This is a genomic window from Streptomyces sp. NPDC007346, assembly GCF_040703535.1.
In the GTDB taxonomy this organism is placed as follows: Bacteria; Actinomycetota; Actinomycetes; order Streptomycetales; family Streptomycetaceae; genus Streptomyces.
The window spans coordinates 1-26,384 of the sequence record NZ_JBEYKR010000101.1 but is presented as its reverse complement, the minus strand read 5'-3'; the positions used below and the strand labels follow the sequence as shown (position 1 = coordinate 26,384).

At 71.5% G+C, this 26,384-nt stretch carries 29 protein-coding genes and 1 pseudogene; 10 read left to right on the top strand and 20 right to left on the bottom strand.

The genetic code is table 11. From position 1 onward, the window contains the following. Positions 1-242 precede the first annotated feature (242 nt). From AB0917_RS23760 to AB0917_RS23740, 5 genes are all read left to right on the top strand, one after another. Positions 243-899, top strand: a complete 657-nt coding sequence (locus tag AB0917_RS23760) for a DsbA family oxidoreductase (protein WP_366821642.1) — start codon at positions 243-245, stop codon at positions 897-899. A 1-nt stretch (position 900) separates the two neighbouring features. After that, positions 901-1,995 carry an NADH:flavin oxidoreductase gene (locus AB0917_RS23755; protein WP_366821641.1) on the top strand — a complete coding sequence of 365 codons (1,095 nt, stop codon included), beginning with the start codon at positions 901-903 and terminating at the stop codon, positions 1,993-1,995. Positions 1,996-2,119: 124 nt separating this feature from the next. Further along, positions 2,120-2,599 carry a nucleoside deaminase gene (locus AB0917_RS23750; RefSeq protein ID WP_366821640.1) on the top strand — a complete coding sequence of 160 codons (480 nt, stop codon included), beginning with the start codon at positions 2,120-2,122 and terminating at the stop codon, positions 2,597-2,599. A gap of 141 nt (positions 2,600-2,740) precedes the next feature. Next, complete coding sequence (locus AB0917_RS23745; RefSeq protein WP_366821639.1) at positions 2,741-3,061, top strand: multidrug efflux SMR transporter; 321 nt, start codon at positions 2,741-2,743, stop codon at positions 3,059-3,061. A gap of 82 nt (positions 3,062-3,143) precedes the next feature. Next, positions 3,144-3,560, top strand: coding sequence for a multidrug efflux SMR transporter (locus AB0917_RS23740; RefSeq protein WP_366821638.1), 417 nt, complete (start codon positions 3,144-3,146; stop codon positions 3,558-3,560). Positions 3,561-3,651: 91 nt separating this feature from the next. Here AB0917_RS23740 and AB0917_RS23735 read toward each other — a convergent pair whose 3' ends face one another. The 3 genes from AB0917_RS23735 to AB0917_RS23725 all read right to left on the bottom strand — a co-directional run bounded on the left by AB0917_RS23735 (position 3,652) and on the right by AB0917_RS23725 (position 5,836). Next, the gene (locus tag AB0917_RS23735) at positions 3,652-4,422 is read right to left on the bottom strand and encodes a glucose 1-dehydrogenase (RefSeq protein WP_366821637.1); all 771 of its coding nucleotides are present in this window, start codon (positions 4,420-4,422) and stop codon (positions 3,652-3,654) included. Further along, positions 4,419-5,141 (bottom strand): HAD family phosphatase, encoded by a 723-nt coding sequence (locus tag AB0917_RS23730; RefSeq protein WP_366821636.1) that lies wholly within the window; start codon positions 5,139-5,141, stop codon positions 4,419-4,421. The genes AB0917_RS23735 and AB0917_RS23730 overlap by 4 nt, the downstream gene beginning before the upstream one ends. A gap of 62 nt (positions 5,142-5,203) precedes the next feature. Beyond that, positions 5,204-5,836 (bottom strand): ScbR family autoregulator-binding transcription factor, encoded by a 633-nt coding sequence (locus tag AB0917_RS23725; protein ID WP_366821635.1) that lies wholly within the window; start codon positions 5,834-5,836, stop codon positions 5,204-5,206. Between the two features lie 291 nt (positions 5,837-6,127). Between AB0917_RS23725 and AB0917_RS23720 the strand changes: the two genes are divergently transcribed. After that, complete coding sequence (locus AB0917_RS23720) at positions 6,128-7,006, top strand: ScbA/BarX family gamma-butyrolactone biosynthesis protein (RefSeq protein ID WP_366821644.1); 879 nt, start codon at positions 6,128-6,130, stop codon at positions 7,004-7,006. Between the two features lie 66 nt (positions 7,007-7,072). Here the strand turns inward: AB0917_RS23720 and AB0917_RS23715 are convergent, their stop codons facing one another. The 10 genes from AB0917_RS23715 to AB0917_RS23670 all read right to left on the bottom strand — a co-directional run bounded on the left by AB0917_RS23715 (position 7,073) and on the right by AB0917_RS23670 (position 15,062). Beyond that, positions 7,073-7,819, bottom strand: coding sequence for a 4'-phosphopantetheinyl transferase superfamily protein (locus AB0917_RS23715; protein WP_366821634.1), 747 nt, complete (start codon positions 7,817-7,819; stop codon positions 7,073-7,075). Between the two features lie 55 nt (positions 7,820-7,874). Further along, a complete protein-coding gene (locus AB0917_RS23710; protein WP_366821633.1) occupies positions 7,875-8,117 on the bottom strand; it encodes a DUF6253 family protein in 243 nt (80 codons plus the stop codon). Beyond that, positions 8,114-8,929: a maleate cis-trans isomerase gene (locus AB0917_RS23705; RefSeq protein WP_366821632.1), complete on the bottom strand. Its 816-nt coding sequence runs from the start codon at positions 8,927-8,929 to the stop codon at positions 8,114-8,116. The genes AB0917_RS23710 and AB0917_RS23705 overlap by 4 nt, the downstream gene beginning before the upstream one ends. Before the next feature lie 95 nt (positions 8,930-9,024). Next, positions 9,025-9,744: a transglutaminase family protein gene (locus AB0917_RS23700; protein ID WP_366821631.1), complete on the bottom strand. Its 720-nt coding sequence runs from the start codon at positions 9,742-9,744 to the stop codon at positions 9,025-9,027. A 14-nt stretch (positions 9,745-9,758) separates the two neighbouring features. Further along, positions 9,759-10,889 carry an acyl-CoA dehydrogenase family protein gene (locus AB0917_RS23695; RefSeq protein WP_366821630.1) on the bottom strand — a complete coding sequence of 377 codons (1,131 nt, stop codon included), beginning with the start codon at positions 10,887-10,889 and terminating at the stop codon, positions 9,759-9,761. 86 nt (positions 10,890-10,975) lie between these two features. Next, positions 10,976-11,350 carry an ectoine synthase gene (locus AB0917_RS23690; RefSeq protein WP_366821629.1) on the bottom strand — a complete coding sequence of 125 codons (375 nt, stop codon included), beginning with the start codon at positions 11,348-11,350 and terminating at the stop codon, positions 10,976-10,978. 85 nt (positions 11,351-11,435) lie between these two features. Continuing rightward, complete coding sequence (locus AB0917_RS23685; protein ID WP_366821628.1) at positions 11,436-11,705, bottom strand: acyl carrier protein; 270 nt, start codon at positions 11,703-11,705, stop codon at positions 11,436-11,438. Continuing rightward, entirely contained in the window at positions 11,705-13,150 is a 1,446-nt protein-coding gene (locus AB0917_RS23680) for an AMP-binding protein (protein WP_366821627.1), read from the bottom strand. Before AB0917_RS23680 ends, AB0917_RS23685 begins: the two co-directional genes overlap by 1 nt. A gap of 236 nt (positions 13,151-13,386) precedes the next feature. Further along, positions 13,387-13,830 carry a MarR family transcriptional regulator gene (locus AB0917_RS23675; RefSeq protein WP_366821625.1) on the bottom strand — a complete coding sequence of 148 codons (444 nt, stop codon included), beginning with the start codon at positions 13,828-13,830 and terminating at the stop codon, positions 13,387-13,389. A gap of 122 nt (positions 13,831-13,952) precedes the next feature. Further along, a complete protein-coding gene (locus AB0917_RS23670; protein ID WP_366821624.1) occupies positions 13,953-15,062 on the bottom strand; it encodes a transposase in 1,110 nt (369 codons plus the stop codon). Positions 15,063-15,182: 120 nt separating this feature from the next. Here AB0917_RS23670 and AB0917_RS23665 point away from each other — a divergent pair, with 120 nt between their 5' ends. Next, positions 15,183-15,815 carry a TetR family transcriptional regulator gene (locus AB0917_RS23665; protein ID WP_366821623.1) on the top strand — a complete coding sequence of 211 codons (633 nt, stop codon included), beginning with the start codon at positions 15,183-15,185 and terminating at the stop codon, positions 15,813-15,815. Positions 15,816-16,034: 219 nt separating this feature from the next. Here AB0917_RS23665 and AB0917_RS23660 read toward each other — a convergent pair whose 3' ends face one another. Both AB0917_RS23660 and AB0917_RS23655 read right to left on the bottom strand, forming a co-directional pair. Next, positions 16,035-17,279 carry a serine hydrolase domain-containing protein gene (locus AB0917_RS23660; protein ID WP_366821622.1) on the bottom strand — a complete coding sequence of 415 codons (1,245 nt, stop codon included), beginning with the start codon at positions 17,277-17,279 and terminating at the stop codon, positions 16,035-16,037. A 63-nt stretch (positions 17,280-17,342) separates the two neighbouring features. Further along, positions 17,343-18,296, bottom strand: a complete 954-nt coding sequence (locus AB0917_RS23655) for an aldo/keto reductase (protein ID WP_366821621.1) — start codon at positions 18,294-18,296, stop codon at positions 17,343-17,345. 460 nt (positions 18,297-18,756) lie between these two features. On the opposite strand from AB0917_RS23655, the gene AB0917_RS23650 reads away from it, so the two are divergent. Then, positions 18,757-19,644, top strand: coding sequence for a glycoside hydrolase family 19 protein (locus AB0917_RS23650; RefSeq protein ID WP_366821620.1), 888 nt, complete (start codon positions 18,757-18,759; stop codon positions 19,642-19,644). A 184-nt stretch (positions 19,645-19,828) separates the two neighbouring features. Here AB0917_RS23650 and dnaN read toward each other — a convergent pair whose 3' ends face one another. Continuing rightward, positions 19,829-20,947: a DNA polymerase III subunit beta gene (gene dnaN, locus AB0917_RS23645; protein ID WP_366821619.1), complete on the bottom strand. Its 1,119-nt coding sequence runs from the start codon at positions 20,945-20,947 to the stop codon at positions 19,829-19,831. Positions 20,948-21,436: 489 nt separating this feature from the next. Here dnaN and AB0917_RS23640 point away from each other — a divergent pair, with 489 nt between their 5' ends. Next, on the top strand, positions 21,437-23,071 hold the full coding sequence (locus AB0917_RS23640) for a helix-turn-helix domain-containing protein (protein ID WP_366821643.1): 1,635 nt from the start codon (positions 21,437-21,439) through the stop codon (positions 23,069-23,071). 300 nt (positions 23,072-23,371) lie between these two features. Here AB0917_RS23640 and AB0917_RS23635 read toward each other — a convergent pair. The 3 genes and pseudogenes from AB0917_RS23635 to AB0917_RS23625 form a co-directional block, all read right to left on the bottom strand. After that, positions 23,372-23,767 (bottom strand): annotated as a pseudogene (locus AB0917_RS23635) (DCC1-like thiol-disulfide oxidoreductase family protein); the annotation flags it as partial. Between the two features lie 124 nt (positions 23,768-23,891). Beyond that, on the bottom strand, positions 23,892-24,188 hold the full coding sequence (locus AB0917_RS23630) for a DUF397 domain-containing protein (RefSeq protein WP_366821618.1): 297 nt from the start codon (positions 24,186-24,188) through the stop codon (positions 23,892-23,894). After that, positions 24,185-25,021: a helix-turn-helix transcriptional regulator gene (locus AB0917_RS23625; protein WP_366821617.1), complete on the bottom strand. Its 837-nt coding sequence runs from the start codon at positions 25,019-25,021 to the stop codon at positions 24,185-24,187. The genes AB0917_RS23630 and AB0917_RS23625 overlap by 4 nt, the downstream gene beginning before the upstream one ends. Positions 25,022-25,177: 156 nt before the next feature. Here AB0917_RS23625 and AB0917_RS23620 point away from each other — a divergent pair, with 156 nt between their 5' ends. Continuing rightward, positions 25,178-25,585 carry a hypothetical protein gene (locus tag AB0917_RS23620; RefSeq protein ID WP_366821616.1) on the top strand — a complete coding sequence of 136 codons (408 nt, stop codon included), beginning with the start codon at positions 25,178-25,180 and terminating at the stop codon, positions 25,583-25,585. Between the two features lie 35 nt (positions 25,586-25,620). Here the strand turns inward: AB0917_RS23620 and AB0917_RS23615 are convergent, their stop codons facing one another. Beyond that, on the bottom strand, positions 25,621-26,268 hold the full coding sequence (locus AB0917_RS23615) for a GNAT family N-acetyltransferase (RefSeq protein ID WP_366821615.1): 648 nt from the start codon (positions 26,266-26,268) through the stop codon (positions 25,621-25,623). Positions 26,269-26,384: the final 116 nt, after the last annotated feature.

Genomic DNA, 26,384 nt, shown 5'->3' with positions numbered 1-26,384 from the left:
TCGCGCTCGACCATCGACAGGAACGACTGCAGCTCCAGGTCCGGGTTGCTGCAGGGCACGTTCTTTTCGCTGCTCATGGCGTACACGCGGTTGTATCGTTCCTCTCCCGCTGTCTCAACTGGGTGGGTCGGACTTGACACTAAAGTGCATGATCGTGCAACCTTCTGGATATCCGTGCCGTCCCCTGGCGCTCCGTCAGGGAGATGTCGTTGCTTGCGCGATCAATTATCTGGAGCCTGCGCATGGCTGATCCCGTGAAGATCAAGATCTGGTCCGACTACGTCTGCCCCTTCTGCATGCTGGCCGAGGGCCCCCTCGAAGAGGCGGTCAAGGACGTCGGCGTCGACGTGGAAGTCGAGTGGATGCCGTTCGAGCTGCGCCCCCACCCCCAGCCCACCCTGCGGCCGGAGGACGAGTACCTGCCCGCCATCTGGGAGAGGGCCGTCTACCCCATGGCCCGCCGCCTGGGGGTCGACATCACGCTCCCCACCGTCTCTCCCCAGCCCTACACCGCCCTCGCCTTCGAGGGCTACCAGTACGCGGCCGAGCAGGGCCTGGGCACCGCCTACACCCAGCGGATGTTCCGCGCCTTCTTCCAGGAGAGCCAGGACCTGGGGGAGACCGACGTCCTGACCGCCCTGGCCGGCGAGATCGGCCTGGACGAAGCCGGGTTCCGGAAGGCGCTGGAGGACGGCACCTACCGCGCCCGGCACCAGGAGGCCCTGCGGGAGGCGGCCGCCCATCAGGTGCAGGTGGTCCCCACCATGCTCATCGGCGACACCCGGATCGAAGGCGTCCCGAACCCCGTCCAGTTGCGCAAGGCGCTCCTGGACGCACAGGCCCAGCAGGCGGAGGACGCCGGTTACGGCGCCGCCTGCGGTATCGACGGGAACTGCTGAGATGAGTGACACCCATCCCGCCCTCGCCGCCGGCCGGTTCGCGGGGCTGGAGCTGCGCAACAGATTCGCCCTCGCCCCCATGACCCGGATCTCCGCGACCGAGGACGGCCGCGCCACCGAGGAGATGGCCGCGTACTACACGGCCTTCGCCGAGGGCGGTTTCGGGCTCCTGATCACCGAGGGGACCTACACCGACCAGGCCTTCAGCCAGGGCTACCTGCACCAGCCCGGCATCACGGACGAGGCCCAGGCGGCCTCCTGGCGCCCCGTCGTCGACGGGGCGCACGCCGCCGGGGCGCGTGTCGTCCTCCAGCTGATGCACGCCGGGGCCCTCGCGCAGGGCAACCGGTTCCGCGACCGCACCGCGGGCCCCTCGGCGGTGCAGCCGATGGGCGAGCAGCTGGACAAGTACCGCGGCGGCGGCCCCTGGCCCCTGCCCCTGGAGATGACCCGCGGCCAGATCGCCGAGGCCGTCGACGGCTTCGCCACCGCCGCGGTCCGCGCCCGCGACGCCGGCTTCGACGGCGTGGAGATCCACGCGGCCAACGGCTATCTGCTCGACCAGTTCCTGACGCCGTACACCAATCTGCGCACCGACGAGTACGGCGGGAGCGCCGAGGAGCGCCTGCGGCTCGTGCGGGAGGTGACGGCCGAGGTCAAGGGCGCGACCGGGCCCGGCTTCACGGTCGGTGTCCGCTTCTCCCAGGGGAAGATCAACAACTTCTCCTGGCGCTGGCCGGGAGGGGACGCGGAGGCGACCGCCGTCTTCACGGCGGCGACCGCGGCCGGGGCCGACTACCTGCACATCGCGGGCAGCGCGCGCGACTGGCTCCCGGACGGGCCGACGCTGCCCGCGCTCGCCCGGAGGGTCACCGGACTCCCCGTCATCGCCAACGGCGGGCTGCACGAGGGCGCGGTGGCGCGGCGCGTCCTGGACGAGGGGCACGCCGACGTCCTGGCGGTCGGGACGGGCGCGCTGGCCAACCCCGACCTGCCGCGCAGGGTGGCCGCAGGGGAGGCGCCGGCGGCGTTCGATCCGCGGGTGCTGGAGCCGCTGGCGAACCTGGCCAGCGCCCAGGCGCACGCCAACGCTTGACACTGGTTATATGCACATGCAAGATTAGTGTCCTCGGGTCAAGTCGCCGGCGGCGATTTGCGGGAAACTTTCGCTTGCATGTGCAGGCAATGGACGATCAGGTAACTCGGGAGACGAACTGCTCATGAGCACACATGGAAGCGAACTGATGGAGTACGTCCACGAAGCGATCCGGCTCAGCCGCGAGCACGTCGCCCAGGGCGGTATCCCCTTCTCCGGCGTGATCGTGGGCAGCGGGCGGATCCTGGGGACCGGCTTCAACCGGGTCCGCGAGGACAACGACCCCACCGCCCACGCCGAGGTCGTCGCCCTCAGGGAGGCCACCGCCCGGCACGGGCTGCGGGCCGTGGCGGGAGCCACCCTGATCGCCTCCGGTGAACCCTGCGCCCTGTGCTACCTCGCGGCGCGCTACGCCGGCATCGGCCATGTGGTGCACGCCGCCGACCGCAGGACCGCCGCCCGGTACGGCTTCGACTACACGAGCACGTACACGCTCTTCGCCGAGGACCCCGCGGACTGGCCCGTCAAGGTCACGGCCCTGCACCTCCCCGAGGCCGAGCAGCCGTTCCAGGACTTCCTCACCATGAGCAGGGCCCGTCCCTGATCCGACCGGCCCTGATCCGACCGCCCCTGACCTGACCCGACCTGACCGGGGCTCCCGCCCCACCGCGTCGTCGTACACCGCCTTCACCCGCGCTCCTCCCCACTCCCCGTCATCGTCATCCACCGCACGGAAGGACCCGTCATGCACTGGCTCTACCTCGCCATCGCCGTCGCCTTCGAGATCGCCGTCGCCATCGCCGCCGGAAAGGCCGAGGGCTTCAAGAACCGCAAGTGGACCGCCATCACCCTGGCCAGCGGTGCGGCCGCGACCTTCTTCCTCAGCAAGGCCCTGCTGACCTTCGACGTCGGCGTCGGCTACGCCCTGTGGACGTCCGTCGCGGGCGTCGGTATCACCATCCTCGGCGCGCTGTTCTTCGGCCAGCGTCTGAACTGGAACAAGGCGATCGGCATCATCCTCGTCATCGGTGGCGTCGTCGGCCTTCAGCTGAGCGGTTCCGCCTGAGCCCGGTGAGCATCCCCCGGCCGCGCACGCGGCGCCCCTCGCACACCACCTGACGACACCTCTGAGAGAGGACTCATCTCCCATGTCCAACGCGGTCAAGAACCCCACCAACGCCTGGCTCTCGCTCCTGCTCGCCGGAGTCTTCGAGATCGGATACGCGCTCGCCGTCGGCGGCAGCGAAGGCTTCACCCGCCTGACCTGGTCCCTGGTCGCCGTGGTGTTCTTCCTGCTGACGCTCTACGCACTGAGCCTGGCCCTCCGCACGATCGAGGTGAGCATCGGCTACGCGGTCTGGGCGGGTATCGGCGCGGTCGGCGCCGCCGTCCTGGGCCCGGTCTTCTTCGACGAGACCCTCACCCTGGCCAAGGGCCTCTGGCTGACGGTCATCATCGTCGGCGTCATCTGGCTCAAGCTCGCCGACCGCACGAAGCCCGAGGCACCCGTCTCCACGCCGGCGTCCGAGCAGATCGCGGAGCGTCCCGGCGCGCTGCAGGTCTGATCGGCTCCGACGTTGCGCGACAGTACGCCCCAGGCGCCTGCTGCCCTTCCCGACAAGGGCAGCAGGCGCCTGGGGCGCACCCCGTACGCCGTCACGTCGCGGTTCTGCCGCCGTCCACCGCGAGGGCGGTCCCGGTGGTGAAGGACGAGGCGTCCGAGCAGAGCCAGGCCGCCGCGCGGGCGATCTCGGCCGGATCGGCGAGACGCTGCTGGATCGCCTTGCCGCCGAAGCGGGAGCGCACGGCGGGACCGGCCGCGCGCAGACCGTCCATCATCTCCGTGTCGGTGCTGCCGACCACGAGGGCGTTGACGCGGATGCCGTGCTCGCCGTACTCGGCGGCCGCGGCCCTGGTGAGGCCGAGGACCGCGTGCTTCGCGGCCACGTAGGGCGCCGACGCGGCGGTGGCGCGTACGCCCGCGACGCTGGAGGTGTTGACGACCGAGCCGGCGCCGGCCTCCAGCATGGCGGGGATCTGGGCGCGCAGACAGTTCCACACGCCGCGCAGGTTGACGTCCATGGTGCGGTCGAAGACGTCGTCGGACAGTTCGTGCAGTACGGTTCCGGCGCTGGCGTAACCGGCGTTGTTGAACGCGCAGTCGAGCCCGCCGAACCGGTCGACCGCCGTGGCGACGGCGAGTTCCATGTCCGCGTGGCGGGTGACGTCGCCCGGTACGGCCACGGCCCGGCCGCCGTCCTTCCGGATGCGCTCGGCCGCCTCCTCGACCAGGCCGGCCCGGCGGGCCACGAGCACGACGGCCGCCCCTTCGGCGGCGAAGTGCTGGGCCGCGGCGGCGCCGATCCCGCTGGAGGCGCCGGTGATGAGCGCCACCTTGCCGGGCAGCAGCGGTCCGCCCGGCGTCATGCGGGCCCGCCCTGGCCGGCCGCGGACAGGGGGGTGCCGCTCCAGAACGTGTCCGAGCTCATCTCCCGGTCGATCCGGCGCAGCAGGCCGTCGTCGAGCGCGTCCAGGCGGTCGATCACATGGCGTACGCCCGCCTCCCGCATGAGGTCGCGCTGGTGGCTGTGGGCGAAGGTGGAGGGGTGGCCGACGAAGGCGGCGCCCAGCTCCCGGGCCGTGCCGGCGACCCGGGCGACGTCGTCGACGAAGAGAGCCTGGTCGGGGCGGAGCTGGAAGACGTCCTCGGTGATCTCTCTGAGACCGGGGCGGATGTCGTTGGTGCAGACGTAGCCGGGCCCGTCGAACAGGTCGGCGTAGCGGCCCAGGTGGTGGTCGAAGTGCTCCTTGCCCAGGCCGCCGTAGCAGACCGTGTGCAGGCCCGCGCTCCGCAGCCGGTGGAGCAGCTGGCGCGTGCCCGGCGTGATCCGGACCGGGTGCCGGTCGACGTGGGCGGCGCGCTCCTCGAAGTAGGCGGCGAGCGCCTCCTCGCCCGTCATGCCGCCGCCCACGGCGGCCGCGAGCAGCCGGCCGGCGATGTGCTGCGGTTGGGAGAAGATGGAACGTTCCAGCTCGGCGGTGTACGTACCGCCTCTGCTGACGATGAACTGGTGGATCACCGGACTGAAGGTGTCGTTGAGCAGGACACCGTCGATGTTCAGGGCGGCCAGGCGTAAGGAAAGCATGGGGCTCCGTAGGGATCGTCCGAGACAGGGGGAACGGTCGGTGAGCAGAGCGGCCGGGGCGGTCAGGGCATCATCGCGGCGCCGCGGGCGGGCGTCGCCTCGGCGCGGGTGATCACGGACGGGACCGCGATACCCGGGAGGAGCAGGTTCCACATCTGCTGGGTGCGCTCGGGGAGGTCCTTGCGGCCGCTGACAACGTTGGAGTACATCTGCATGCCGGTACAGGCGGCGACCACGAACTCCGCGACCACGGCCGGATCGACGCCCGGCTGTAGCTCACCGTCGTTCTGGGCGTCCCGCAGGCATCCGGTCATGATCGCGCGGAACCTCTCGTACGGGTCGGCGTTCGGGGGTGCGCCCGCGGAGGTCTGCTCGTTCGTCAGCCGTACGCCGGCCCGGAGCAGCGGATCGCGCTGAAGCTGCCACGACCACACGAGGGTGAGGTCGATGAGCCGTTGCAGGCCACCGGCGGCCAGGAGCGGGACCAGGGTCTGCGGCTGGCTGTTCATCACCGCCTTGGCCAGGTCCTCCTTGGAGCCGAAGTGGAAGTAGAGCGCGCCTGCCGTCACCCCGGCGCGCTTGAGGATGCGGGTGATGCTGGCCCCCGCGTAGCCGTACTCGTCGAAGACCTCTGCTGCTGCGTGCAGGAGAGCGCGGCGGGTCTGTTCCGCCCGCTCCTGTTTCAGTTGCGCCATACCTCTCACCTTCCCAAAAAGAATGCTCCTTATGTTACCCGGCAGGATCGTGGGCAAGACAAGTCCCTTTTGTAAGGGTTGAGTTGGGAATAGCCGCGAATCGCCCCTGAGGAAAATCAGAGAGCTAACCCCCTTGACCCAGCAAAACAAAAGAAACATTATTTTTGAGACGGAGGCGCGGGGCGGGTTCGCACACTCTGAGTAGTCATGCGTGACCAAAAACCGATCTTGGGGGCCAAGTTGTCTGTTTCTGTACTGAGCCGTGATGTCCAGCCGGTCCAGCAGTCGCAGGTGCACCAGTGGCAGGTGCACAAGCTTCGGGGAGAGGAAGTGCTGCTCAGGACGTGGACCGAGTCGTCCCCGGGCCGCTACGTGCTCACGGCGCGCTGGCCGAAGGGGCACGCGTTCTACCAGCCCTCGCAGGGCGCGTACGACCCGCTGCTGCTCGCCGAGACCGTGCGCCAGACGGTTCCGCTGCTGTCCCACGCCGTGCACGGCGTGCCGCGCGAGTACAAGCAGGCGTGGGAGTGCTTAAGCTTCGCCGTCGAGCCGCTGGCCTCGCTGGTGACCACCGCCGAGGACGAGGTGCGCCTGGTGGTCTCCTGCTCGGACGTGGTCCGGCGCGGCAGCAGGTTCGCCGGCATGACGATGAACGTCGACGTCCACCTGGGGAAGCGGCTGATGGGCATCGCGCACACCCGCTTCAACAACCAGCCCGCGCCCATATACCGCCGGCTGCGGGGGAGTTACGCGGACATCGACGCCGCACTGGAGAACTGCCTCCCGGCGGGCCCGCCGGTGGAACCGCACCTGGTGGGCCGGCACTCCCCGGACGACGTGGTGCTCTCGCCGGCTCTGGGGGGCGACAGGCCGGGCCGGTGGATGCTGCGGGTGGACCCCGCGCACCCGGTGCTGTTCGACCACCCGGTCGACCACGTGCCCGGGATGTTCCTCCTCGAAGCCGCCCGGCAGGCGGCGCTCGCCGCCGGTGACGGCGCCACGGCCGTCATCGGGATGAAGACGGACTTCGTCCGGTACGTCGAGCTCGACGCCCCCGCCGTCGTCGTGGCCGGTGCGCCGGTCCCCGGCGGCACGGGCCGGCGCCGCGTTCCCGTCTCGGTCGAGCAGCACGGCGTCCAGGTCTTCACCTCCGAGGTGACCGTCCTGTAGGCCGCCCCACGACGAGGCGGGCGGCCCGCACTCCCCGAGGGGACGTACGGACCACCCGCCGTCGGTTCAGGCCTGCGCCAGTACCGGCATCGGCTCCGGGAGTTCCTCGTACATGGTGACCTCCACGTGCACCGAGGCCGGGACCGCGAAGCTGGCCTCGTACCCGGGTGGTGCGAGCAGCTGGCGCACCCGCCAGCCGAGCGGCTGGCCGGTGAGGTCCAGCCGGTTCATGACCGCGGCCATGCCCTGTCCGGTCGCCTTGGCCATGGCCTCCTTACGGGTCCACAGCCGGGCGAAGTCCCGGACGAGTTCGTCGGCCGGGCGGGCCCCCAGCCACTGCTGCTCCCTCGGATGGAGGAAGGGCAGGTAGCCGGCGACGGATTCCGGGGTCGGATGGGACTCGATGTCGATGCCGATGGTGGCCTCGGCGACCGCGATGGCGACGTGGTCCCCGCTGTGCGACATCGAGAACTCCGGAGGTTCGCCGCCCCGGTCCGGATCGCGGATGGCCGGTCTTCCGTGAGCCCCGCCGCAGCCGGGACACGGCTGCCGCAGGAAGCCGACGCTCTTGGGGGAACAGTCCAGCGAGGACCCCAGGACGCTCCGCAGCGCCCAGTGGGCGAAGGCGTAGGCCTCCCGGCCGGACTGCTGCGGTATCGCGGCCAGCCGGCTCCGTTCCTTCTCGTCGAGCCAGTCGGGCGGCTCCCCGCCGGGTGCGAGGCGCTGCCCGGCCGGGGCCCGGACGATCCAGATCCCGACCCGGTCGAGGACTTCCCCCGGAGGTGCGTCGGACCACTTGAGGTCGTGTGTCATGTCGATACGGCTCCTGATGTGGCGGGGACCCGGCCGGCCCCCGCCACGGGTCGGATCAGGCGGTTGCTGCGAGCAGCGGCCACGGGCCGGTCGTGGCGTACTGCTCCAGACCCTCGGCGGCGAGATAGCGCCGGAACCCCGGTACCTGCTCCGCCGGGCGCAGCGACCCGCGGTAGAGCACCAGGCCGCGCACGCCGTTGTCGTCGTCGTGCCAGCACACCAGCGGGATGTGGTACTCCGGTGTGTCGCAGGTCTCCTGCACGGCGGCTTGGTAGCCGTACGCGGGCAGCAGGCTCATCCGGCCACGCTCCCTGATCGGGGGCGGACGCTGAACAGGGCCCCGTAGTCGCTGATCCGCGCGGCCGCCTCGCTCCCCCCGGCGGCGTGCAGCGCGTGCCAGAAGAGCACCTGGTTCGCGGTGAGGACGGGGAACCCGATGCGCTCCTCCAGGCCCGCGATGGTGCCCACGGCGCGGATGCCGTTGCCGGCGACCAGGACCGCCTGCGGCTTCTGCGGAGCGACGGTGGACTCGATCCACTGCACCAGCGCCTCCGGGGTGATCAGTTTCTGGTTGCTGGGAAGACCGCAGGGGGCGTGGTGGACCACGTCGAACCCCCGCTCGCGGAAGTAGGAGGCGCCCAGGGCGGACAGCTCGTCGTCGAACCACGGCGGGTTGACGAGGGCGATCCGCTCGGCGCCGAGGGCCTGGAAGCCGGCCGCGGCCGCGTGGGTCGTGCCGGTGAGCGGGATGCCGCGGGTCCGCTCGGCGAGCCGCTCGAACAGCTTCTTCTCGCCGTCGGCGCCCAGGATGTAGGCGGAGCTGGTGAACCCCAGGGCGATGGAGTCCAGCGGGGAGGCGGCGAGCAGCTCGACGGCGTCGTCGATGAAGGGCGGGTCGATGAAGGCGCGCACCGGGTCGTGCGGGATCTTGGGATCCATCTCCCCACCGGGGCGCATCGCCCCGAAGTGGACCCGGGAACCGTGGATGTAGACATCGCGCGGCGCCATCGCCTGAAGCTCGGACTCGGGCCCGACGTCCGCGTGCGGAACGACGACACCGACGCGGGCGACCGCGCCCCAGCCGTCCTCTCGGGCCTGGAACTGCGTCATGGGGTGCTTCTCCTCTTCTGCCGATCTTCTGCTGTGACGTGACGTGACGGGACGTGGAGCTCGCGGAACCGGCCGTACGGTTACGGGGCCGGGGCTCAGGCCGCTTCGTCGGCGAGCGAGCCGCCGCTGACCGTGCCGGTGCCGTCCGAGTCGAGGAACTTCGGGTGCTTGCGGCGCATGTTGCCCATCACGAACTCGTACGGGACGTCGTCGAAGTCGCCGTGGTCGGTGAGGAACTCCATGCTCTGCCGCCCCTGACCGTCGAAGGGGTGGTAGAGGCTGTCGGAGCGGCCGTCGAACTCCAGCGGGGTCATGCCGTACAGCCGGCACAGGAGCTTGTTGAAGACCGGGGTCACCTTCAGCCACTGGCCGTCCAGGTAGACGGTGGCCAGGCCGTGGAAGAAGACGTCGCCGCCGATGTAGGAGCGCAGCCGGTCGGAGGCGAGGTGGTTGCGCACGTCGCTGTAGTGCAGCCGGGCGGGGATGCCGACGGACCGGCAGGCGGCGGCGTAGAGCACGGACTTGTGCAGGCAGAAGCCCTTGCCGCCGTCGATGATGCTGGACGCCTTCAGGCCCTGCGGCGACAGGTCGGCGCCGTAGACCTCGTAGTGGATGCCGTCGCGCACCGCGTAGTAGAGGGCGACGGCGAGGTCGATAGGGTCGGCGGTGGAGCGGTCGATCCCCTTGAGGGCCTTGTCGACGAAGGCCTTCACGGTCTCGTGCTCGTGGTCGAGGAAGTCGGTGGCCGCCGTGAGGCGGTCGAGGTCGTCGGCGGCCGGCTGTACGGAGACGGCTTCGGCCAGGGTGTCGGTCATGCGGGTGCCTCTCGTCACAGGCCCATCAGGGCGGCGATGCAGTTGCGCTGGATTTCGTTGGTGCCGGAGTAGATGGAGCCCGAGGTGGCGTTGCGCAGCTCGCGCTCGATACCGGTGTCCGTCAGATAGCCGCGGGCGCCGAAGATCTGGATGGCGTGCTGGGCGGTGAGCTGGTTGGCCTCGCTGACCACGATCTTGGTGGCGGCCACGTCCAGCGAGGCGTCCGTGCCCCGCTCGACCTTGTGGCCGGTGTCGTACAGCCACTTGCGGGCCGTCTCCACGGCGATCTTCATGTCCGCGATCTTGTGGGCGACCGCCTGGTTCTTGCCGATGGCGCTGCCGAACTGCTGCCGGGTGGTGGCGTGTTCGACGACCCGCTTCAGCCGGTGGGTCATCTCGCCGAGGTTGACGGCGAAGGAGAAGAGGACCTCGCGCTTCATCACGTAGTCCATGATCAGGAAGCCGGCGCCCTCGCTGCCGAGCCGGTTGGCGACGGGCAGCCGTACGTCCTCCAGCGTGACCTCGCTGATCGGGGAGGTGCGCAGCCCCATCGTCTCCAGCGGCTTCCCGACCTTGAGGCCCGGCGTGGAGCGCTCGGCGAGGAAGGTGCTCAGCCCGAAGGCTCCCGGCTTGCCGGTACGGACGTAGAGCAGGAAGAGGTCGGCGACCGGGGCGTTGGTGATGAACATCTTGCCGCCGTTGAGCACGTACTCGTCGCCCTCGCGGACGGCCGTGGTCCGGATGTTCATCACGTCGGAGCCGTGGCTCGGCTCGGTGATCGCGTGCGCGGTGATGGCCTCACCGGAGGTGACCCGGGGCAGGTAGCGCTCGCGCAGATCCTCGGAGCCGAACGCCTGGAGAGGGATGCCGACGCTGACGATCTGCGTGGAGGCCGAGAAGTTCAGGCCGGCGTCCCGGCTGGTGTGGCCGAGGCCCTCCAGCGCGGCCATGGTCTCGGTGAGGGTCCGGCCGGCGCCGCCGTACTGCGGTGCGAAGGGGAGGGTGAAGAGGCCAGACCGCTGGAGCGGCTTCCACTTCTCGAGCGGGAACTCGCCGGCCCGGTCCCAGCGGGTGACGTCGTCGTTGAGCTCGTCGCCGTAGGGAGCTGTGACGCCGTAGGTGTCTGTGTCCTTCTCTGCTGCCATGAGGGCTCTGCCTTGCCTTTCGCCGGTCGCTGGGGGAGCCCGGGTGCGGGGCCGCGCCGTCGCGGCCCCGCACCCGGCGGTGTCGATCAGTAGCGGGAGAACCCGTCCTCGGAGAGCGAGTGCTTCTCGTCGCCACGCAGCGCCGGGCTGAAGACGGAGACGAGGAGGAGGTCCTCGTCGTCGGAGGCGAGCAGGTGGTGGGCGTCGTTCTTGTCCAGGGCGTAGATGGTCCCGGTCGTGATCTTGTGGTGGACGCCGTCGGTGGTGACGACCTCCCCCGAGCCGCCTATGCAGTAGCAGGCCTCCAGGTGGCCGAGGTACTGAAGCGCACTGGAGGTGCCCTGGCGGACCAGCGTTTCGCAGACGGTGAAGCCCATACCGTCTGCTTCGGTGAGCAGGCGGTGGCTGGTGCCGCTGCCCCACTCGACCGCGGGGACGTCGGAGAGAGAACGGACGATCATGGGAGAACTCCTGTCATCGTTGTGTTCTGGACGTGTGCTGGTGCGCCGTGCGTGGAGAGCGGGTACGCGGTAAGTGGGTGAGCGGTCAGGCCGCGGCCGGGGTGGCCGGAGCGGCCGCGTCGACGAAGCGGCGGATGTCCGCGAGCGTGCGGTAGGCGGCCGGCTCCAGCGGGATGTCGTCGACGGGGATCTGGTAGGTCTCGGATATCCAGGAGATGAGGCGGACCAGGCCGAGGCTGTTGACGACGGTGCTCTCGATGAGGTCGAAGTCGTCGGTCAGGTCCTCGGCGTCCTCGCCGGAGAGGAACTCCTGGACGATGTACGCGCGGATCGGGTCGTTGGCACCGGTGCTCATCAGACGTCTCCGTTCAGTTGGGTCTTCTTGATCGAATTACGGTCGGGCTTGCCGGTCGAGGTCTTCGGCAGCGGGCTGCCGGCGAGCCCGACCGAGCTGGGTACGGCGTGCCGCGGCAGGTGCTTCGCCGCGTACGCCCGCAGTCCCAGCGAGCTGAGGGAGGCACCGTCCCGGCGCACCACTTCGGCGTGCAGCCGGTTGCCGGCCTCGGGGCAGGGCAGGGCGACGACACAGGCCTCGACGACGTCCGGGTGGGCGCCGAGGACGGTCTCGACCTCCAGGGTGTTGGTGCGCACGCCGCGCACCTTGACCTGGAAGTCGGTACGCCCCTGGAGGAAGTAGCGGCCGTCGGCGTCGCGGTGGACGAGGTCGCCGGTGCGGTAGAACATGGCGCCGCCGCCGCGCGGGTCCGGCATGAAGGCGTGCGCGTTGCGGGCCTGTTCCAGATAGCCGGAGGTCTGGAAGGGGGTGTGCACCAGCAGTTCGCCGGTGCCGGGGCCCCGGAGGACCTCGGTGCCCTCGGGCCCGTCGATCAGCAGCACGGCGTCGGTGCCCTCGATCGGGGTGCCGATGGGCAGCGGGTGCACGTACGCGCCCGGGTCGATGTCCTCGATGAAGCTGTCGTTGGTCTCCGTGCAGCCGAAGACGTTGTGGAAGCGGGCGGCCGGGCAGGCGGCGAACGTGTCCCGCAGCCCCTGTTCGGAGACGGCCTCCCCGGTGAACACCACCGTACGGACCGCCGGGTAGCGGGCGCCGTCCGCGGCCAGGAGCCGGTGCAGCAGGGGCACGCCCTGGACCAGGGTCACCTCGTTGCTCTGTGCCAGCTCGCGCAGGTAACCGGCGTCCCCGCTGGCTCCGGCGTCGGCCAGGACGACCGTGCCGCCGGCCTCCAGCACCGCCCAGACGTCGAGGAGGGCCAGGTCGAAGTTGAGCGGCGAGAAGCTCAGCGCCCTGGTGGAGCCGTCGATCCCGAACTTCTCCCCGGCCCAGTCGCCGAAGCGGTCGAAGGCCTCGGTGCGGACCGGGACGAGCTTGGGTACGCCGGTGGACCCGGAGGTGGTGAGGGTCAGCAGCGACTCCCCGGCGTCGGGGACGCTGAACCCGTCCGCCAGCGCGGGGTCGGTCTCCTCCCGCGACAGGGTCACGCCGCCGCCGGGGACCGCGGTGGCCGTCAGCGGGCCGTGGGCCTGGGCGGTGAGCGTGGACAGGGCGGCGGCGCCCAGGCTCGGCGACGGGACCAGGGTGGTGATCCCCTGGCGCCATGCCGCCAGCAGCAGCGCGATGGTCTCCGGCGACTTGTGGGCCGGGACGCACAGGCCGCGTACGGATCCGAAGCCGGCGCCGTCGAGGTCCGCGGCGGCGAGGCGGATCAGCCGCTCCAGGTCCGCATAGGTGACCTGCTTGCCGGAGGCGACGAGCGCGGTGCTGTCGGGCTGGTCCTGCACATGTCTGCTGATTGCCTGCAACAGGCGAGGCGATGGCAACGGTCCCCCCTCGGTGGATGGGCGATCTGGCTACGAGAGAGAACCTACGGGGTTCTATTTGCATGGTCAAGCAAATAGATGATGCGTTCGTGTGATCCAGGTCACACCCCCCATCGGTTGCGATGGAGGCCCGAACATGCAAAAGACGGCGGGGGCCGGGTTGCCCCGGACACCTCCCGCCGTCTGTCGTGATCTCGTCAGGCAGCGCTGCGCAGCGCTTGCACCGCCCGAGCGAGCTGGTCGTCGGCGCTCGCGGTGTTGAGGGCCGAGCTGAGGACGTCGGCGTATGCGGCACGGGCTTCCTGGTAGCGCTTGCGGCCTTCTTCGGTGATGACGGCGAAGACGCCGCGCCTGTCGTCGGCGCAGTTGTCCTTGTAGGCGTAGCCGGCGCTGTCGAGCCGTCCCACCAGGCGAGTCACCGAGCTCTGGCCCAGACCGATGTGGTCCGCGAGCTCCTGCATGCGGCATTCGCCCTTCTCGGCCTGGGTGAGCGCCTCCAGGGCCCGGTACTCGGACAGGCCGACGCCGTAGCGGCGCTGGAGGGTGTGCGCGAGCTGGCGCTCCACGAAGGTGTGCAGGCCGAGAACGGCCTCCCACATGGTTTGATCGGAGGCGGCGCGCGGCTGCTGGTTGATCGTCATGGAACAGCTCCCCTACTCGACTGCAATGACAACAAGATACATGCCCATGCAATCATCTGGGGAGTGTTGGTGCCCACAAAGAGAGGCTCCGGCCGTTATATACTTGTAGCAACAAGCAAAGATCAGGGTGTCATGCCCTCCAGCGTGGCGCAGGCGTAGGCGGCCGAGACCAGCGTCATGTGCCGGTGCCAGCCCGGGAAGGAGCGGCCCTCGAAGTCGAGGAGGCCGAAGTCCTCGCCCATGCGGTGGACCGCGGCCTGCGCCCCGTGGGGCGAGCGGGCCAGCTCCAGCAGCTCGGCCGGGTGGCGGTCGGTGATGTTCGTCAGCCAGATCCGGCCCGGACGCCCGCTGCTCGTGTCCCACTCGGCCATCAGCCGGCCCGGCCCCTGGTTGCGCTCGCCCCCCGGGCGCAGTCCGCGCACAGGGGTGTCGTGCGAGACGATCTGCCGGCCCGGCCCCGCAGGGTGCCGTACACCCCGGCGCAGCAGCAGTGAACGTGCCGACTCCTTCTCGCCCGGAGGCAGTTCGGGCGCGCCGAGGGCGGTCTGGCCGGGGATGGCGAGCACGAAGGAGTGCCCGCTGCCCTGGAGTCGCTGCGCCAGCGGCACGACGTCGCACAGGGCCGTCAGGTCGGCCACCACCGGCGCCGTCCGCCCGTTCGACCAGGACGTCATCTCCTGGACCAGGCGCAGGTTCTGCGCCCACAGCGGCTGGGCCTGGGTCGTCGCGGGGATCTTGGCCCGGTCGCGTACCGCGGCGTCGCCGGTGAACCGGGGAGGGAGGAAGAGCTGCCAGTCGACCGGGATGTGAGCCCGCCCGACGTCCAGGAACAGGCCGAGGCCCAGCTGGCAGTTGACGGTGCGCCCGGACTCCGCGAGGAAGCGCTGGTGCACCCCGGCCGAGCGGTCGCCCCGCTTGGGCAGCACCGCCGGCGCCAGTGTCCAGGCCCGCACCGGCAGTGACCGGCTGGCCCAGTGGGCCAGTTGGCCGCGGGCCGGGGCCCACTCCCACGGGCTGGCGTTGACGAACTGGTGCAGTGACGTCGACGCCGCCTCGGAGCCGGTCACGACGGCTGCCATGCGGCGGACGGTCTTCTTCCCGTGGGTGTGCAGCAGCCCCTGTAAGTACACGTGCCCCCAACGCTGCTGGTCGGAGCGGTGCAAATGGCCGAACAGGAGCCGGGACAGGTCGCTCAGCGGTCGGCCCGTCGCCATCTCGGGCGTTTCGTGCATCGTCGTCACTGCAGTCCCTCCCAGGTGAGCGTCGATGAGCAGACTAACAAACATAGAGAATGTTCGTTATATTTCCGAGGGGAAAGCTCGACTACTTACCGAGGTTGAAGGAGAAGGCGCATGCAGGAACGGGCGGCCAGGACGCGCCAGACCGTGCTGGAGGCGGCGGCCGACGAGTTCGCCGAGCGCGGCTACGAAGGTGCCTCCCTCCAGCGGGTGGCCTGGCGGGCCGCGACCTCGATCGGCGCTCTGACCTTTCACTTCCGGAACAAGACCGCCCTGGCCGATGAGGTGCGCAGGACCGGGCGCGCCCGCTTCGGGCACTGCGTGGAGGAACTGGCCCCCACCGCCGACCCGTTGCGGGAGCTGCGGGCCCTGATCGGGGCGCTGGCCCGGCTGGCGCACGAGGACCCCTTCGTACGCGCGGTGCGCCGCCTGGAAGCCGATCCGCCCGAAGGCGCACCGCCGTTGGCCGAGATCTGGCTCCCCGTGCTCCGGCGTCTGCTCGACCGGGCCCACGGCTCGCAACGGCTCCGGCCCGGCGTCGCGCCCGACGACGCGGTGGACATGCTGGCGCACCTCGCGGAGGGCGCCATGGCCGCCCGGGGGACGACCCGCGCGACCTGGGACTCGGTGTGGGACTCCATCTGGGACGTCGTCCTCCACGGCCTCGCCGCCGACCGGAGCGACCGGGCGGCCCTGGGGGAAGCCTCACCGGACATGACCGCGGCCGCGACGCACGGCAGGGTCTGACCGGCCCGTTCGCGTCGGGCCGTCTGCGTGGGGCCGTCCGCGTGGGGCCGTCCATGCCGGCCCGTCCGCGTCGGACTGTCCACGTGGGGCCGTCCGCGTCGGACACCCCCGGATCGCGTGGCCGGGCCGGGCCACGGCCCGGACGCCCCGGCCCGCCGGAACCTCCGAGGGCGGACCCCACCGCACGGCGGGTTCCGCCCTCGGAGGTTCCGGCGTGGCTCAGTCGGTCCGCGGCGCCCGTTCCACCGCGCCCGCCACCTCGTCCATGACCCGTGAGCCGGGGCCCGCCGTCAGCCGGCCACGGATCCACGCGGCCCCGGTTCTTGCCTGGGGCCAGGACTGGTAGGCGATCCCGCCGGGTCCCTGGTGGCCGAAGGCCCCGGAGCGGACGGCCGGGTGGAGCCCCTCGTCGAGGAGCTGGAGGCCGCCCTCCCCGTAGGCGCTGACCCCGCCGAGCAGCGGATCCAGGCCCTCGACCCAGAAGCTCCGCGCCTGGTCGAGCGTGCGCCGCGACAGCAGCAGCGGCTCCTCGCCCTGGGCCCGTGCGGCGTCCGCGGCCAGGACGCCCTGGAGCCGGGCGAGACCACGGGCCGACGCGTACGCCCCCAGCGAAGGGATGATCGCGTAGCGCCGCCGGCTCTCGCTCCACACCCCGGCGTCCGCGGGGAACGGGGAGGGGTTGTTCCACACCCGCCCGGAGAGGTCGGCCACGCCGCCGTCCGCCTCGCCCTCCGACACCGGGAAACGGGAGCGGAAGTCCGCGTCGTACGAGATACGGGCGGTGTGCGGCAGCTGGTCGGGTACGAGGCCGAAGTGGACGTCGATGCCCAGCGGGCCCGCGATCTCCTCCAGGAAGAACAGGTCGAGATCGCGGCCGTCGACCCGCCGGACCACCTCGGCGACGATCCATCCGGCGGTCCACGGTCCGTGCAGCACACCGTCGGCCCTGGAACTGCCCTCCAGGCTGTGCATCTCGAGCAGCGCGGCCATCATGCGCGGATTCTCGACGTCCCGCTGGTCCAGGCCCGCCTCCACGCCCGGGAGGCGGGCGGTGAAGGTCAGCACGTCCCGCAGCGTCACCGCGCCCTTGCCGCGCGCCGCGAACTCCGGCCAGTAGTCCGCGACGGGCCGGTCCAGGGCGAGCGCGCCCATGTCGGCGAGCAGCAGGACCGCCGTGGCCAGGATCCCGTGGGAGCCCGTCAGCGCCGGTGCGAGGGTGTCCCCGGTCCACGACGTCCCGGTGACCGGGTCGGCGGTGCCCTGCCACAGGTCGACGACCAGTTCACCGTCCCGTACGACCGCCAGCGCGGCTCCCTGGGAGTCGGGCGGACCCGATTCCCGGCAGGCCCGTTCGAAGTGGTGGCGCACGGAGGCGAACCCGGGCGCCGTGGTTCCGTGGACGCCGGTCGCCGTCGCCCGCGGCCGTGGCCGCGGGAGGACCTGCCGTACCAGAGAGGTCGTCATGTCAGGAACTCCAGATGTGGTGGGGAGTCAGGGACAGCGGTGCGCGAGTGGTCCGGGCCCGGCTCACACCTCGGCGGAGCCGGCCGGGTAGGGCAGGAACTCCAGGTCGGTCAGGTCCTCGTCGGTCAGGCGGATCCGGTCGCCGCCGAGGTTCTCCGCGAGGTGGTACGACGCCGTCGTGCCGGGCAGCGGCACCACGTGGTCGCCGAGCCGGAGCAGCCATGCCAGGGCGACCTGCGCGGGGGTGGCCTCGTGCCGGGCGGCCACCTGGGCGACGGCCTGCGTGAGCGCGAAGTTGTGGCGGATGGCCCGGGGGGCGAAGCGGGGCTGGGTGCGCCGCCAGTCGTCCTCGGGCAGGTCGTCGTGGTGGGAGAGCGCACCGGTCAGCAGACCGCGGCCGAGCGGGGCGCCGGCCAGCAGGGCGATGCGGCGCTCCACCGCGTACGGCACGACGTCGTCGAGACCGCAGCGCGTGAACAGCGACACCTCGGCTGCGATGGCCGCCGCCTCGTGCACGGCCTCGGCGTCGCGAGCCTCCTGCGCGGTGACGACGGGCAGCCCCAGCATGCGGATCTTGCCCGCCCAGACCTGCTCGGCCAGTGCGCCCCAGCTCTCCTCCAGCGGTACGGCGGGGTCGACGCGGCGCAGCAGGTAGAGGTCGATGTAGTCCACGTGCAGCCGGCGCAGGCTCTCGTCGACCGCGTCCCGCAGCGCCTGCGGGCCGCCCGCGGGTCGCAGCACGCCGTTCGGGTTGCCGAGCAGGCCGCCGCCGGTACAGAGCACCACCTCGTCCCGCCGCCCGCGGATGGCCTCGCCGATCAGCCGCTCGTTGTTCCCGTCCGCGTAGGCGTCGGCCGTCTCGACGAGGTTGACCCCCAGGTCCACCGCCTCCTGGACCAGCGATACGGCCTTGGTCCTGTCCGTGAGGCCCGGAGCGTAGCGGTACGAAAGGCTCATCGCGCCCAGTCCCAGCCGGCCGACGACCGGCCCGTCCCTGCCCATTGTTGTGGTCCGCATCCGGAGCGAACTCCCTTCTCCACGGAAGAATGTGACCCTCCCATGGCAACAGCCCGGGGCCCCGGAGCACAGCATTCCGCTCCTACTTGCCCACCTTGGGCGACTTCGGGATGTCCTCCGTGTCCCGGAAGCGCGGCGCTTCCCCGCTCGCGGCGACGCTCGCCCGGGGGCCCGCCGGGCGGCCGATGGCGTCCCGCATGCTGGACGCGGCCGAATCTTTACCTTCGGCCCTGGACCTGTCCGCGACGGGTCTCCGAGCGGACTCCCGCCGGAATCAAGGCAGTTGAGGAGGGTGATGGCATCGTTGTCACGGACGGCGGCGAGCCGGTGCGGCGCGCCGGGCGGCTTCACGGACTTTTGGTCTAGACCTTGACAGGTCCAGACCGCCATCGCTTGAGTGTCGGCACCCCCACGGCGGCGCACGGCCGGACGTAGCGCCGCGTCTAAGGAGTGTGCTCACGTGCTCAGACGTGCCATCAGCCTGCTGGTCGCGCTCGGCGCGGTCATCGCGGCCCTCGTCGTCCTCCCCGCGGCCACCGCCCAGGCCGCCACCTGCTTCACCGGCTGGAACTCCTCGTCCGTCTACACGGGCGGCCAGACCGCCTCGTACAGCGGCCGCAACTACACCGCCAAGTGGTGGACCCAGAACGAGCGTCCGGGCTCCTCCGACGTGTGGGCCGACAACGGCGCCTGCGGCACGGGCGGCGGCGGTGACGAGGGCCAGAACAACGGCTTCGTCGTCAGCGAGGCCCAGTTCAACCAGATGTTCCCGAACCGGAACTCCTTCTACACCTACAGCGGCCTGACCGACGCCCTCAGCGCCTACCCGGCCTTCGCCAACACCGGCAGCGACGAGATCAAGAAGCGCGAGGCCGCCGCCTTCCTCGCCAACGTCAGCCACGAGACCGGCGGGCTGGTGTACATCAAGGAGATCAACGAGGCCAACTACCCGCACTACTGCGACCCGAGCCAGTCCTACGGCTGCCCCGCCGGCCAGGCCGCGTACTACGGCCGTGGCCCCATCCAGCTGAGCTGGAACTTCAACTACAAGGCCGCCGGTGACGCGCTCGGCATCGACCTGCTGAACAACCCCCACCTGGTCGAGCAGAACTCCTCCATCGCCTGGCAGACCGCCCTGTGGTACTGGAACACCCAGACCGGCCCCGGCACCATCACGGGCCACAACGCCATCGTCAACGGCCCCGGTTTCGGTGAGACCATCCGGTCGATCAACGGCGCGATCGAGTGCAACGGCGGCAACCCGGCCCAGGTCCAGAGCCGCATCAACACCTTCACGCAGTTCACCCAGGTCCTCGGCACCACCACCGGCCCGAACCTGAGCTGCTGACCCGTTGACCTGCTGACCTCCGGGCCTGACGAGGCCTCCTGGAGGGCTCCACCCGTACGGGGGGGCGTCCGGCTGCTGCTGCCGGAGGCGCCCCCCGTCTCGGCGTTCCGGGCGTGTCCCCCGTTACGGCGTCCCGGACACGGTCGGCAGCCGGACACGGTCGGCAGAACGGTGGGGCGTCGGCCTACATCAGCGGCGGCTTCACCGACATCAGCAGGTGCCGGTGGGAGTCCGACCCCGCCTCGCCCGTGATCATCGCCCGCTGTCCCGCCCCCATCATCAGCAGCCGCAGCGACGGCTCCTCGAAGGAGGCCAGGGCGTCCGCCAGATACCCCGGGTTGAACGCCACGGTCATCTCCCGGGCGCCCTCAAGCGTCGCGGGCAGCCGCTGGGACGCCACGTCGTCCTCGTAACCCGCCTGGAGATGTACGGAGTTGTCGGCGGCCGAGAACGCCATCTGCACCGGGCTGTCCCCGTCGGCGACCACCGAGACCCGCCGGACGGCCTCCACCAGCCGCGCCCGGTCCACCACCGCGACGGCCGGGTCCGCCATCGTGAACAGCTTGTCGTGGCGCGGGAGCCGCCCGTCCAGCAGCCGCACGGTGGTCCGCGTCCCCGCGTGCTCGAACCCCGCCGAACCGGCGTCCAGGGCGACGCTCACCAGCCCGGACCGCCCCAGCGAGCGGGCGATCTCGGTCAGCCGGCGGGCGGAGACGAGCACATCGGCGCTCTCGTCCGAGGCGGCCGCCTCCCAGGGGAGCGTCCGCACGGCGAAGCGGTACCGGTCGGTCGCGGCGAGCGTCATCGTCCCCGTCCCCCCGTCGAGCCCCAGCCGGATCCCGGTCAGCGCGGGCAGGGTGTCGTCCCGCCCCGCCGCCACCGCCACATCGGCGACGGCCGCCGCGAACTCCGCCGCCTCCACCGCACCCCGCACCTGGGGCAGCGACGGCAGCGCCGGGTAGTCGTCCAGCGGCAGCACGGAGAGGCCGAAGCGGGCGCCGTCCCCCGAGACGGTGAACCGCGAGCCCTCCACCGCGCACTCCACCGCCCCCTCCGGCAGCACCTTGCAGATGTCGAGCAGACGCCGCCCCATGACGAGCACCCTCCCCGGGCGCAGGACCTCGGCGGCCTCCACGTCGATGCGCGCGGACGCCTCGTAGTCGAGCCCGCTGACGCGCAGCCGCCCGCCCTCCGTGTCCAGCAGCAGCCCGCCCAGTACGGGAACGGGGGAGCGGACCGGCAGGACGCGGGCGGCCCAGGCCACGGCTTCGGTCAGGGCACTGCGCTCGATGCGGAACTCCACAGGGGCCTCTTCTCACAGAACGTCCGGACACCGACGACGCTAGAGGCCACCACTGACAACCGACCGGGACCGGCGGCGGGCCGGGGCCGACAACCGGCCGGGACCGGCAGCGGAACGGGGCCGATAACGGGCCGGAGCCGACGACCGCCCAGGGGGCGGCAGCGGGCCGGGACCGTGGCCGACAACCGGCCAGGGCCGACAACCGCCCGGGTCCGACAGCCGCCCAGGTCCGACCGCGTACCAGGCCCGGACGCACGGAAGCCGGCGACAGCGACCACCCCCGTGAGCCGCTGCCACCGGCAGCGCGGGCGCCCCGGAGACGTACCGGTCCCCCCGGTACCGGAACACCACGTTCGGACCATAGATCCGTGGGTAGGGGCACGGGGAGGTTCAATGCGCCCAGTGGGGCGACGGCGGGGGTAACAGTCCGCACAGTGGTGATCGGGGGATCATGTGCGAGCACGTCAACGGGCCGACGACCAGCTGAGGATGCAGCGGCTGGCCCGCAACGGCGGGACGGCCGAGCTGCTGCGCTGGCTGGCGGGGCGGGCCCACGGCTGGGCCGGGATCGCCCGCTCCGACGGGACCGTGCTGAGCGCGTCCGGGGCCGCCGCGCCGAGGGGGCCCGTGACCTCTCCGGCCGAGGTCCCCGATGTGACCCGGCTGGTCGCCGAGGGCGTGCGGGCGCTGGCCGAGCGCGGGGCCCTGGCGTACTCCCACGACACCGGCGCGCACACCGTCCTCCTCTTCCCCCTGCACGATCTGCACGCCGAAGGCCGCGCCGCCCTCCCGCTGCTCGCCGTCGTCACGCCCCGGCCCGTGGCCGCCGGGCTCGCCACGCTGCTGGCCGATGTGCTGATGCCGCTCTCCCTGTGCTGGGAGGCCGAGGCGGTCGAGCGCAAGCGGCGCCGGGTGGACCTCGCCGAGTCACGCGGCCGGGAGGCGGTGCTGCACCTGCTGATGACGGGCCAGCTCTCCATCGCCCACCAGGTGGCCGGTGCGCTGCGCCCCCGGCTCCCCGACCCCGTACGGGTCTGTGTCGTGGAGTGCCCCGGGGAGAGCCGGGACGACGTGGCCCGGGTCTGCGGCGAGGCGGACGGCGGGCGGTCCTGGATCGTGCGGTGCCCCGTCTACGCCCGCCACCTCATCCTCGTGATGCCGGCGGACGAGGCGCCGGAGGGGGCGGCCACCGACGAGGCCGTCGCCGCGCTGGTGGACCACTGCGTGGTGGGCGTCAGCGAGCAGGTGCGGCTGGCCGACACCGCCGCCGGCTACCGCCAGGCCTTCCACGCCCTGGCCGTCGCCCGCGAACTGCCCGCCCGGCACGCCCGGTTCGGCCTCACCCCGGAACCGGCGCTGGTCGTCGGCCCCGCCGGGCGCCAGTGGGCCGAGGCCCTGCTCACCCCGCTCCTGACCCATGTCCCGCGCCGGGCCCAGGACCCCGGGAGCCAGGAGCTGGCGGCCACCGCCGCCTCCTGGCTGGCGTTCTCGTCCCACGCGACCGACCACCTCAAGGTCCACCGCAACACCCTGGCCGCCCGCCTCAAGCTCATCGGCGAGCTGCTCGGCCTGGACCTCCACCGGCTGGCCGACCAGGCGGCGCTCGACCTGGCCCTGCGCATCCGCACCACGCCCGCCCCGGCCTGCACGCTGGACCCGCAAGAGACGACCCGTACGCCGGGCCCGGCCGGGACGCCCGGCACACCGGGCCCCGGAACGACCCCCGGCACACCGGCCCCAGGAACGACCCCCGGCACACCGGGCCCCGCTCACCCCACCCCCCGTACAACCGGCGCCGGGCACGCGAACGGGGCGGCCAACCACCTCGACGAGGTCCTGCGCCGCCCCGCCGTCCAGGAGTGGGCCGCCCGCCAACCTGCCCCGATCACCGCCGCGCCCACGGCCGGGGCGGCCGAGGAGACCCTGCGCACCTGGCTGGGCTGCGAGGGCCGCCTCGGACCGACGGCGGCCGAGCTGGGCATCTCCGTCCCCGGCGCCCGCAAGCGCCTCACCCGCCTGGAGACCGTCCTCCAGCGCTCGCTGCTCCGGCCCCCGAGCGCCCGCTTCGACCTGTGGCTGGCGCTGAGGGCGCGGGACCTCGGCCCCCAGGGGCTCGGTCGGTGAACTCGGCGGGTGAGTCGGCTCCGCCCGCCCACGGTATGAAGGGGCCGCGTATCACCCGGATGAGAGAAACGAAGGGGCGCCGCCCGGACCGCAGAATAAGGCACACCGCCGACAGGGGAGCGCACTTTTCGCGCCCCCCGACTCCTCCCCAAGCGCTGCCCTCCCCGGGCTGACCGTTCCCCTCGTACGCGACCGTCCCTACGGCGCGGACGGGGGAGAGGGCGGGGACGTGGGCGGGGCCGAGGGAGGGGTCGAGGGTGTGGCCGAGGGCGTAGGCACGGACGCGGGCACGGGCGCGGACCGTACGCCCGGCCTGCGGTCCGCCGGCAGCGCGCAGGCCGGTGAACCGCCCGGCAGCCGGGTGCGGTTGGCGGCGATGAGCCGGTAGACGCCGTACGCGCCCCACCGCACAGGGGGCAGGGTGAGCAGCCCGCCCAGCCACGGCCAGCCCCCACCGGCACTCAGCAGGAGCTTGGCGACGGCCTGCGCACCGCCGTACACCGTGCCGAGCGGCGAGACCCACAGCACCTCGTGCTCGGCCCGCTCCTGGGTGGTGCCGAGGGCATCCAGGTCGGCGAACTGCCAGGGCGTAGCATCGCACTTCGGCCGCACCCACCGCGTCAGGAAGCCCACCGACGTCGTACAGAAGGCGCAGTCACCGTCGTAGACGAGGACGGGTACAGATCGAGTGGCCATCCATCCATCCTGCCTGAGCGGGCCGCCCTGTTCCGGAAGGCGCTGCCGGAGCTGTGCGCGAACGCCCGCTCCCGGGGCGGACGTTCGGGGAAGGTCCGGCTCCCAGGGAACAGGTACGGCTACGTCAGTCCGCCCAGGTGACGAACGTGGACCAGGCGTCCGGCGCGACGGCGAAGGCGGGCCCGTCGGGGACCTTGGAGTCACGGACGTGGACGGCGTGGGGGCAGGCGGCGACCTCGATGCAGTTGCCGCCGCTGGCGTTGCTGTGGGAGGAGGTGCGCCAGGCGGCGGACACCTCGACGCACTCACCGCCGCTGCCGCTGCTGTAGGAGGACGTACGCCAGTCGAAGGCGACCTCGATGCAGTCGCCGCCGCTGGCGTTGCTGTAGCTCGACGTGAACCACCGGAGGGTGCTGCTCATTCCTTCACTCCTGCCAACCGCATGATGAGGTCCAGCGACTCACGAGGACCCAGGGCCTGTGACCGGATCTTCGCATAGCGCTGCGCGTAGACGCTCACCTTTGCCGGGTCACTGATGAGCAGGCTCTCCTCCTGCGCCTCCAGATAGACGAGATGTTCGTGTGCCGGAGTCTCCACCAGGTTCATTTGGCCGTGTCCGGCTGCGTACTCCCCGTACTTCCCGGCATCCAGGGGCAGGACCAGTAGCGTGACATTGCGCCGCCGGGCGCACTCCACGAGGTGGAGCAACTGCTCCCGCATGATTTCCTTGTTGCCGATGACGCGACGTAGAACGGACTCGTCGATGATGATCTCGATCATCGGGAGCGGGTCGCGGTCGAAGAGGGTTGAGCGCTCCATCCGCAGCTGGACCAGCTCTTCCACGCGCTGGTCGGAGAGGGGCGGGTATCCGCCGCCGATGAGCGCCCGCGCGTAGGCCTCCGTCTGGAAGAGCCCGTGGACGACGTTCGTGACGAACAGCTGGAGACTGATCGCGGCCTGCTCCAGCAGCGCGTAGTCCTGGAACTGCTCGGGCAGCCGCTCCATCCGCATGTACCGCCGGGCCGCGAGGAAGATCCCGGTGCCGTTGCCATGGACTCGTTCCAGCTCGGCCAGCATCTCGTCGCTGGCGGGCTGGGCGCAGGTCTCCATGGCGCTGACCGCCGCCGCCGAGTACCCGATCTCCTTGCCTTCCTGTTCCTGCGTCCACCCCCGCTGGATACGCATCGTGCGTGCCACTTCGGCGATCATGCGTGCCGTCGGGCTGGCTGATTCCTTGTTCTCCGCACTTGCCATGACGTGATCTCTTTTCGACTCAACCGAACTCAACCGGTCACTACGCGCTGCCGCCGAACTCAACTGCTCAACAGCGAAGTTCGCGCAGGTCAACGGGTATGCGACGCCCCTCGCCAGTTATGGAGAACGCTAGGTGATCGGGGTCACAATCGTCCGGTGAATGCACTGAATGGTGAGCGGAATATCGAGTGGCTTCCGGCTTCCGGATTCCAACTCCGCAAGGCGGGCGTGCAATTCGACGCCGTCCGCGTCGACGGCGACGCCGGGCGTCGGCTGGCCGACCTGATGGAGGAACTGGTCGGGCGCGAACCGGGCCCGGTGGTGACCGAGGCGAACGGGCGGCGCGGGGTCTACTTCTTCGTACCGCCGGGCTCGACGGCGCACCGCTGCTGGCCGCGCGAGGTGACGATCCTGAACTCGACGAGGAGCCGGGTGAGTTACGTGCCCGTCCCGGCGCTGGACGGCCGGACCTGGCCACTGGCGTGGCGGTACCCGCCGACGGAGCCGGGACGGTTCGTACACACGCTGATCCTGATCAACGCGGCGGATTCGCTCTTCCGTTGACGGGGACGGCAGGTACGGCGGGTACGGCGGGAGCGTCAGGGATGGCTTGTGGTGGTGGCCCGGCCGAGATAGGTGACGGGCCCGGGGTCCGGGACGGCGATCTCGTGGAAGCCGACGCGGTCGTAGAAGGCGCGGGCCGGGGTGTTGCTGGTGAGCATGGAGAGGTGGACCGCCGGAACCCCTCGGGTGTGGAGGGCGGCGAGGAAGGTTTCCATGAGCGCCCGCCCGTACCCGTACCGCTGGTGGGAGGGGAGCAGGTCGATGTGGAGGTGGGCCGGATAGGCGTCCAGCTCCGGCAGCACCATCCGCTCCGGGTCGTGCATGAGCCCGGTCATCATCTCGGTGGGGGTGGACGGGGACGTGGACGGTACGGGGGCGGGGTAGCGGTGCGTCAGGGCCGGGAGCCACTCGGTGCGGTAGCGGGCGACGAAGGACGCGGTGTCCGCCGTACCGACGAGGTAGCCGACGGCCCGCCCGCCGTCCTCCACGACGAAGGCGAGGTCCGGTTCGAGGGTGACGTAGGGCGCGGCGAAGATGTTCGGCAGGAGGTCCGGGTCCGGGTAGAGGTGACGGGAGTCGCCGCCTTCGTGCCCGGTGCGTACGCAGATGTCGAAGAGGGCGTCGCGATCCTCAGGGCGGTACGGGCGCAGGGTCGCGGACGGGGAGGGCGGCGGAGGAGTCATGGCGCCGATCCTTGGCGTTGGGGGGGCGCGCCCCCCCCCCCCGGTGCGGGGGGGGCCCGGGGGGCGGCAGACAGGGGGGGGGGCGGGGCGCGGGGCGGGCGAGGGGGGGCCGGGCC

Excerpts from the sequence above, each read along its gene's own strand:
- AB0917_RS23760 (WP_366821642.1), top strand. The coding sequence starts at position 243 with ATGGCTGATCCCGTGAAGATCAAGATCTGGTCCGACTACGTCTGCCCC.
- AB0917_RS23755 (WP_366821641.1), top strand. The coding sequence starts at position 901 with ATGAGTGACACCCATCCCGCCCTCGCCGCCGGCCGGTTCGCGGGGCTG.
- AB0917_RS23750 (WP_366821640.1), top strand. The coding sequence starts at position 2,120 with ATGAGCACACATGGAAGCGAACTGATGGAGTACGTCCACGAAGCGATC.
- AB0917_RS23745 (WP_366821639.1), top strand. The coding sequence starts at position 2,741 with ATGCACTGGCTCTACCTCGCCATCGCCGTCGCCTTCGAGATCGCCGTC.
- AB0917_RS23740 (WP_366821638.1), top strand. The coding sequence starts at position 3,144 with ATGTCCAACGCGGTCAAGAACCCCACCAACGCCTGGCTCTCGCTCCTG.
- AB0917_RS23735 (WP_366821637.1), bottom strand. The coding sequence starts at position 4,422 with ATGACGCCGGGCGGACCGCTGCTGCCCGGCAAGGTGGCGCTCATCACC.
- AB0917_RS23730 (WP_366821636.1), bottom strand. The coding sequence starts at position 5,141 with ATGCTTTCCTTACGCCTGGCCGCCCTGAACATCGACGGTGTCCTGCTC.
- AB0917_RS23725 (WP_366821635.1), bottom strand. The coding sequence starts at position 5,836 with ATGGCGCAACTGAAACAGGAGCGGGCGGAACAGACCCGCCGCGCTCTC.
- AB0917_RS23715 (WP_366821634.1), bottom strand. The coding sequence starts at position 7,819 with ATGACACACGACCTCAAGTGGTCCGACGCACCTCCGGGGGAAGTCCTC.
- AB0917_RS23710 (WP_366821633.1), bottom strand. The coding sequence starts at position 8,117 with ATGAGCCTGCTGCCCGCGTACGGCTACCAAGCCGCCGTGCAGGAGACC.
- AB0917_RS23705 (WP_366821632.1), bottom strand. The coding sequence starts at position 8,929 with ATGACGCAGTTCCAGGCCCGAGAGGACGGCTGGGGCGCGGTCGCCCGC.
- AB0917_RS23700 (WP_366821631.1), bottom strand. The coding sequence starts at position 9,744 with ATGACCGACACCCTGGCCGAAGCCGTCTCCGTACAGCCGGCCGCCGAC.
- AB0917_RS23695 (WP_366821630.1), bottom strand. The coding sequence starts at position 10,889 with ATGGCAGCAGAGAAGGACACAGACACCTACGGCGTCACAGCTCCCTAC.
- AB0917_RS23690 (WP_366821629.1), bottom strand. The coding sequence starts at position 11,350 with ATGATCGTCCGTTCTCTCTCCGACGTCCCCGCGGTCGAGTGGGGCAGC.
- AB0917_RS23685 (WP_366821628.1), bottom strand. The coding sequence starts at position 11,705 with ATGAGCACCGGTGCCAACGACCCGATCCGCGCGTACATCGTCCAGGAG.
- AB0917_RS23675 (WP_366821625.1), bottom strand. The coding sequence starts at position 13,830 with ATGACGATCAACCAGCAGCCGCGCGCCGCCTCCGATCAAACCATGTGG.
- AB0917_RS23670 (WP_366821624.1), bottom strand. The coding sequence starts at position 15,062 with ATGCACGAAACGCCCGAGATGGCGACGGGCCGACCGCTGAGCGACCTG.
- AB0917_RS23665 (WP_366821623.1), top strand. The coding sequence starts at position 15,183 with ATGCAGGAACGGGCGGCCAGGACGCGCCAGACCGTGCTGGAGGCGGCG.
- AB0917_RS23660 (WP_366821622.1), bottom strand. The coding sequence starts at position 17,279 with ATGACGACCTCTCTGGTACGGCAGGTCCTCCCGCGGCCACGGCCGCGG.
- AB0917_RS23655 (WP_366821621.1), bottom strand. The coding sequence starts at position 18,296 with ATGCGGACCACAACAATGGGCAGGGACGGGCCGGTCGTCGGCCGGCTG.
- AB0917_RS23640 (WP_366821643.1), top strand. The coding sequence starts at position 21,437 with ATGCAGCGGCTGGCCCGCAACGGCGGGACGGCCGAGCTGCTGCGCTGG.
- AB0917_RS23630 (WP_366821618.1), bottom strand. The coding sequence starts at position 24,188 with ATGAGCAGCACCCTCCGGTGGTTCACGTCGAGCTACAGCAACGCCAGC.
- AB0917_RS23625 (WP_366821617.1), bottom strand. The coding sequence starts at position 25,021 with ATGGCAAGTGCGGAGAACAAGGAATCAGCCAGCCCGACGGCACGCATG.
- AB0917_RS23615 (WP_366821615.1), bottom strand. The coding sequence starts at position 26,268 with ATGACTCCTCCGCCGCCCTCCCCGTCCGCGACCCTGCGCCCGTACCGC.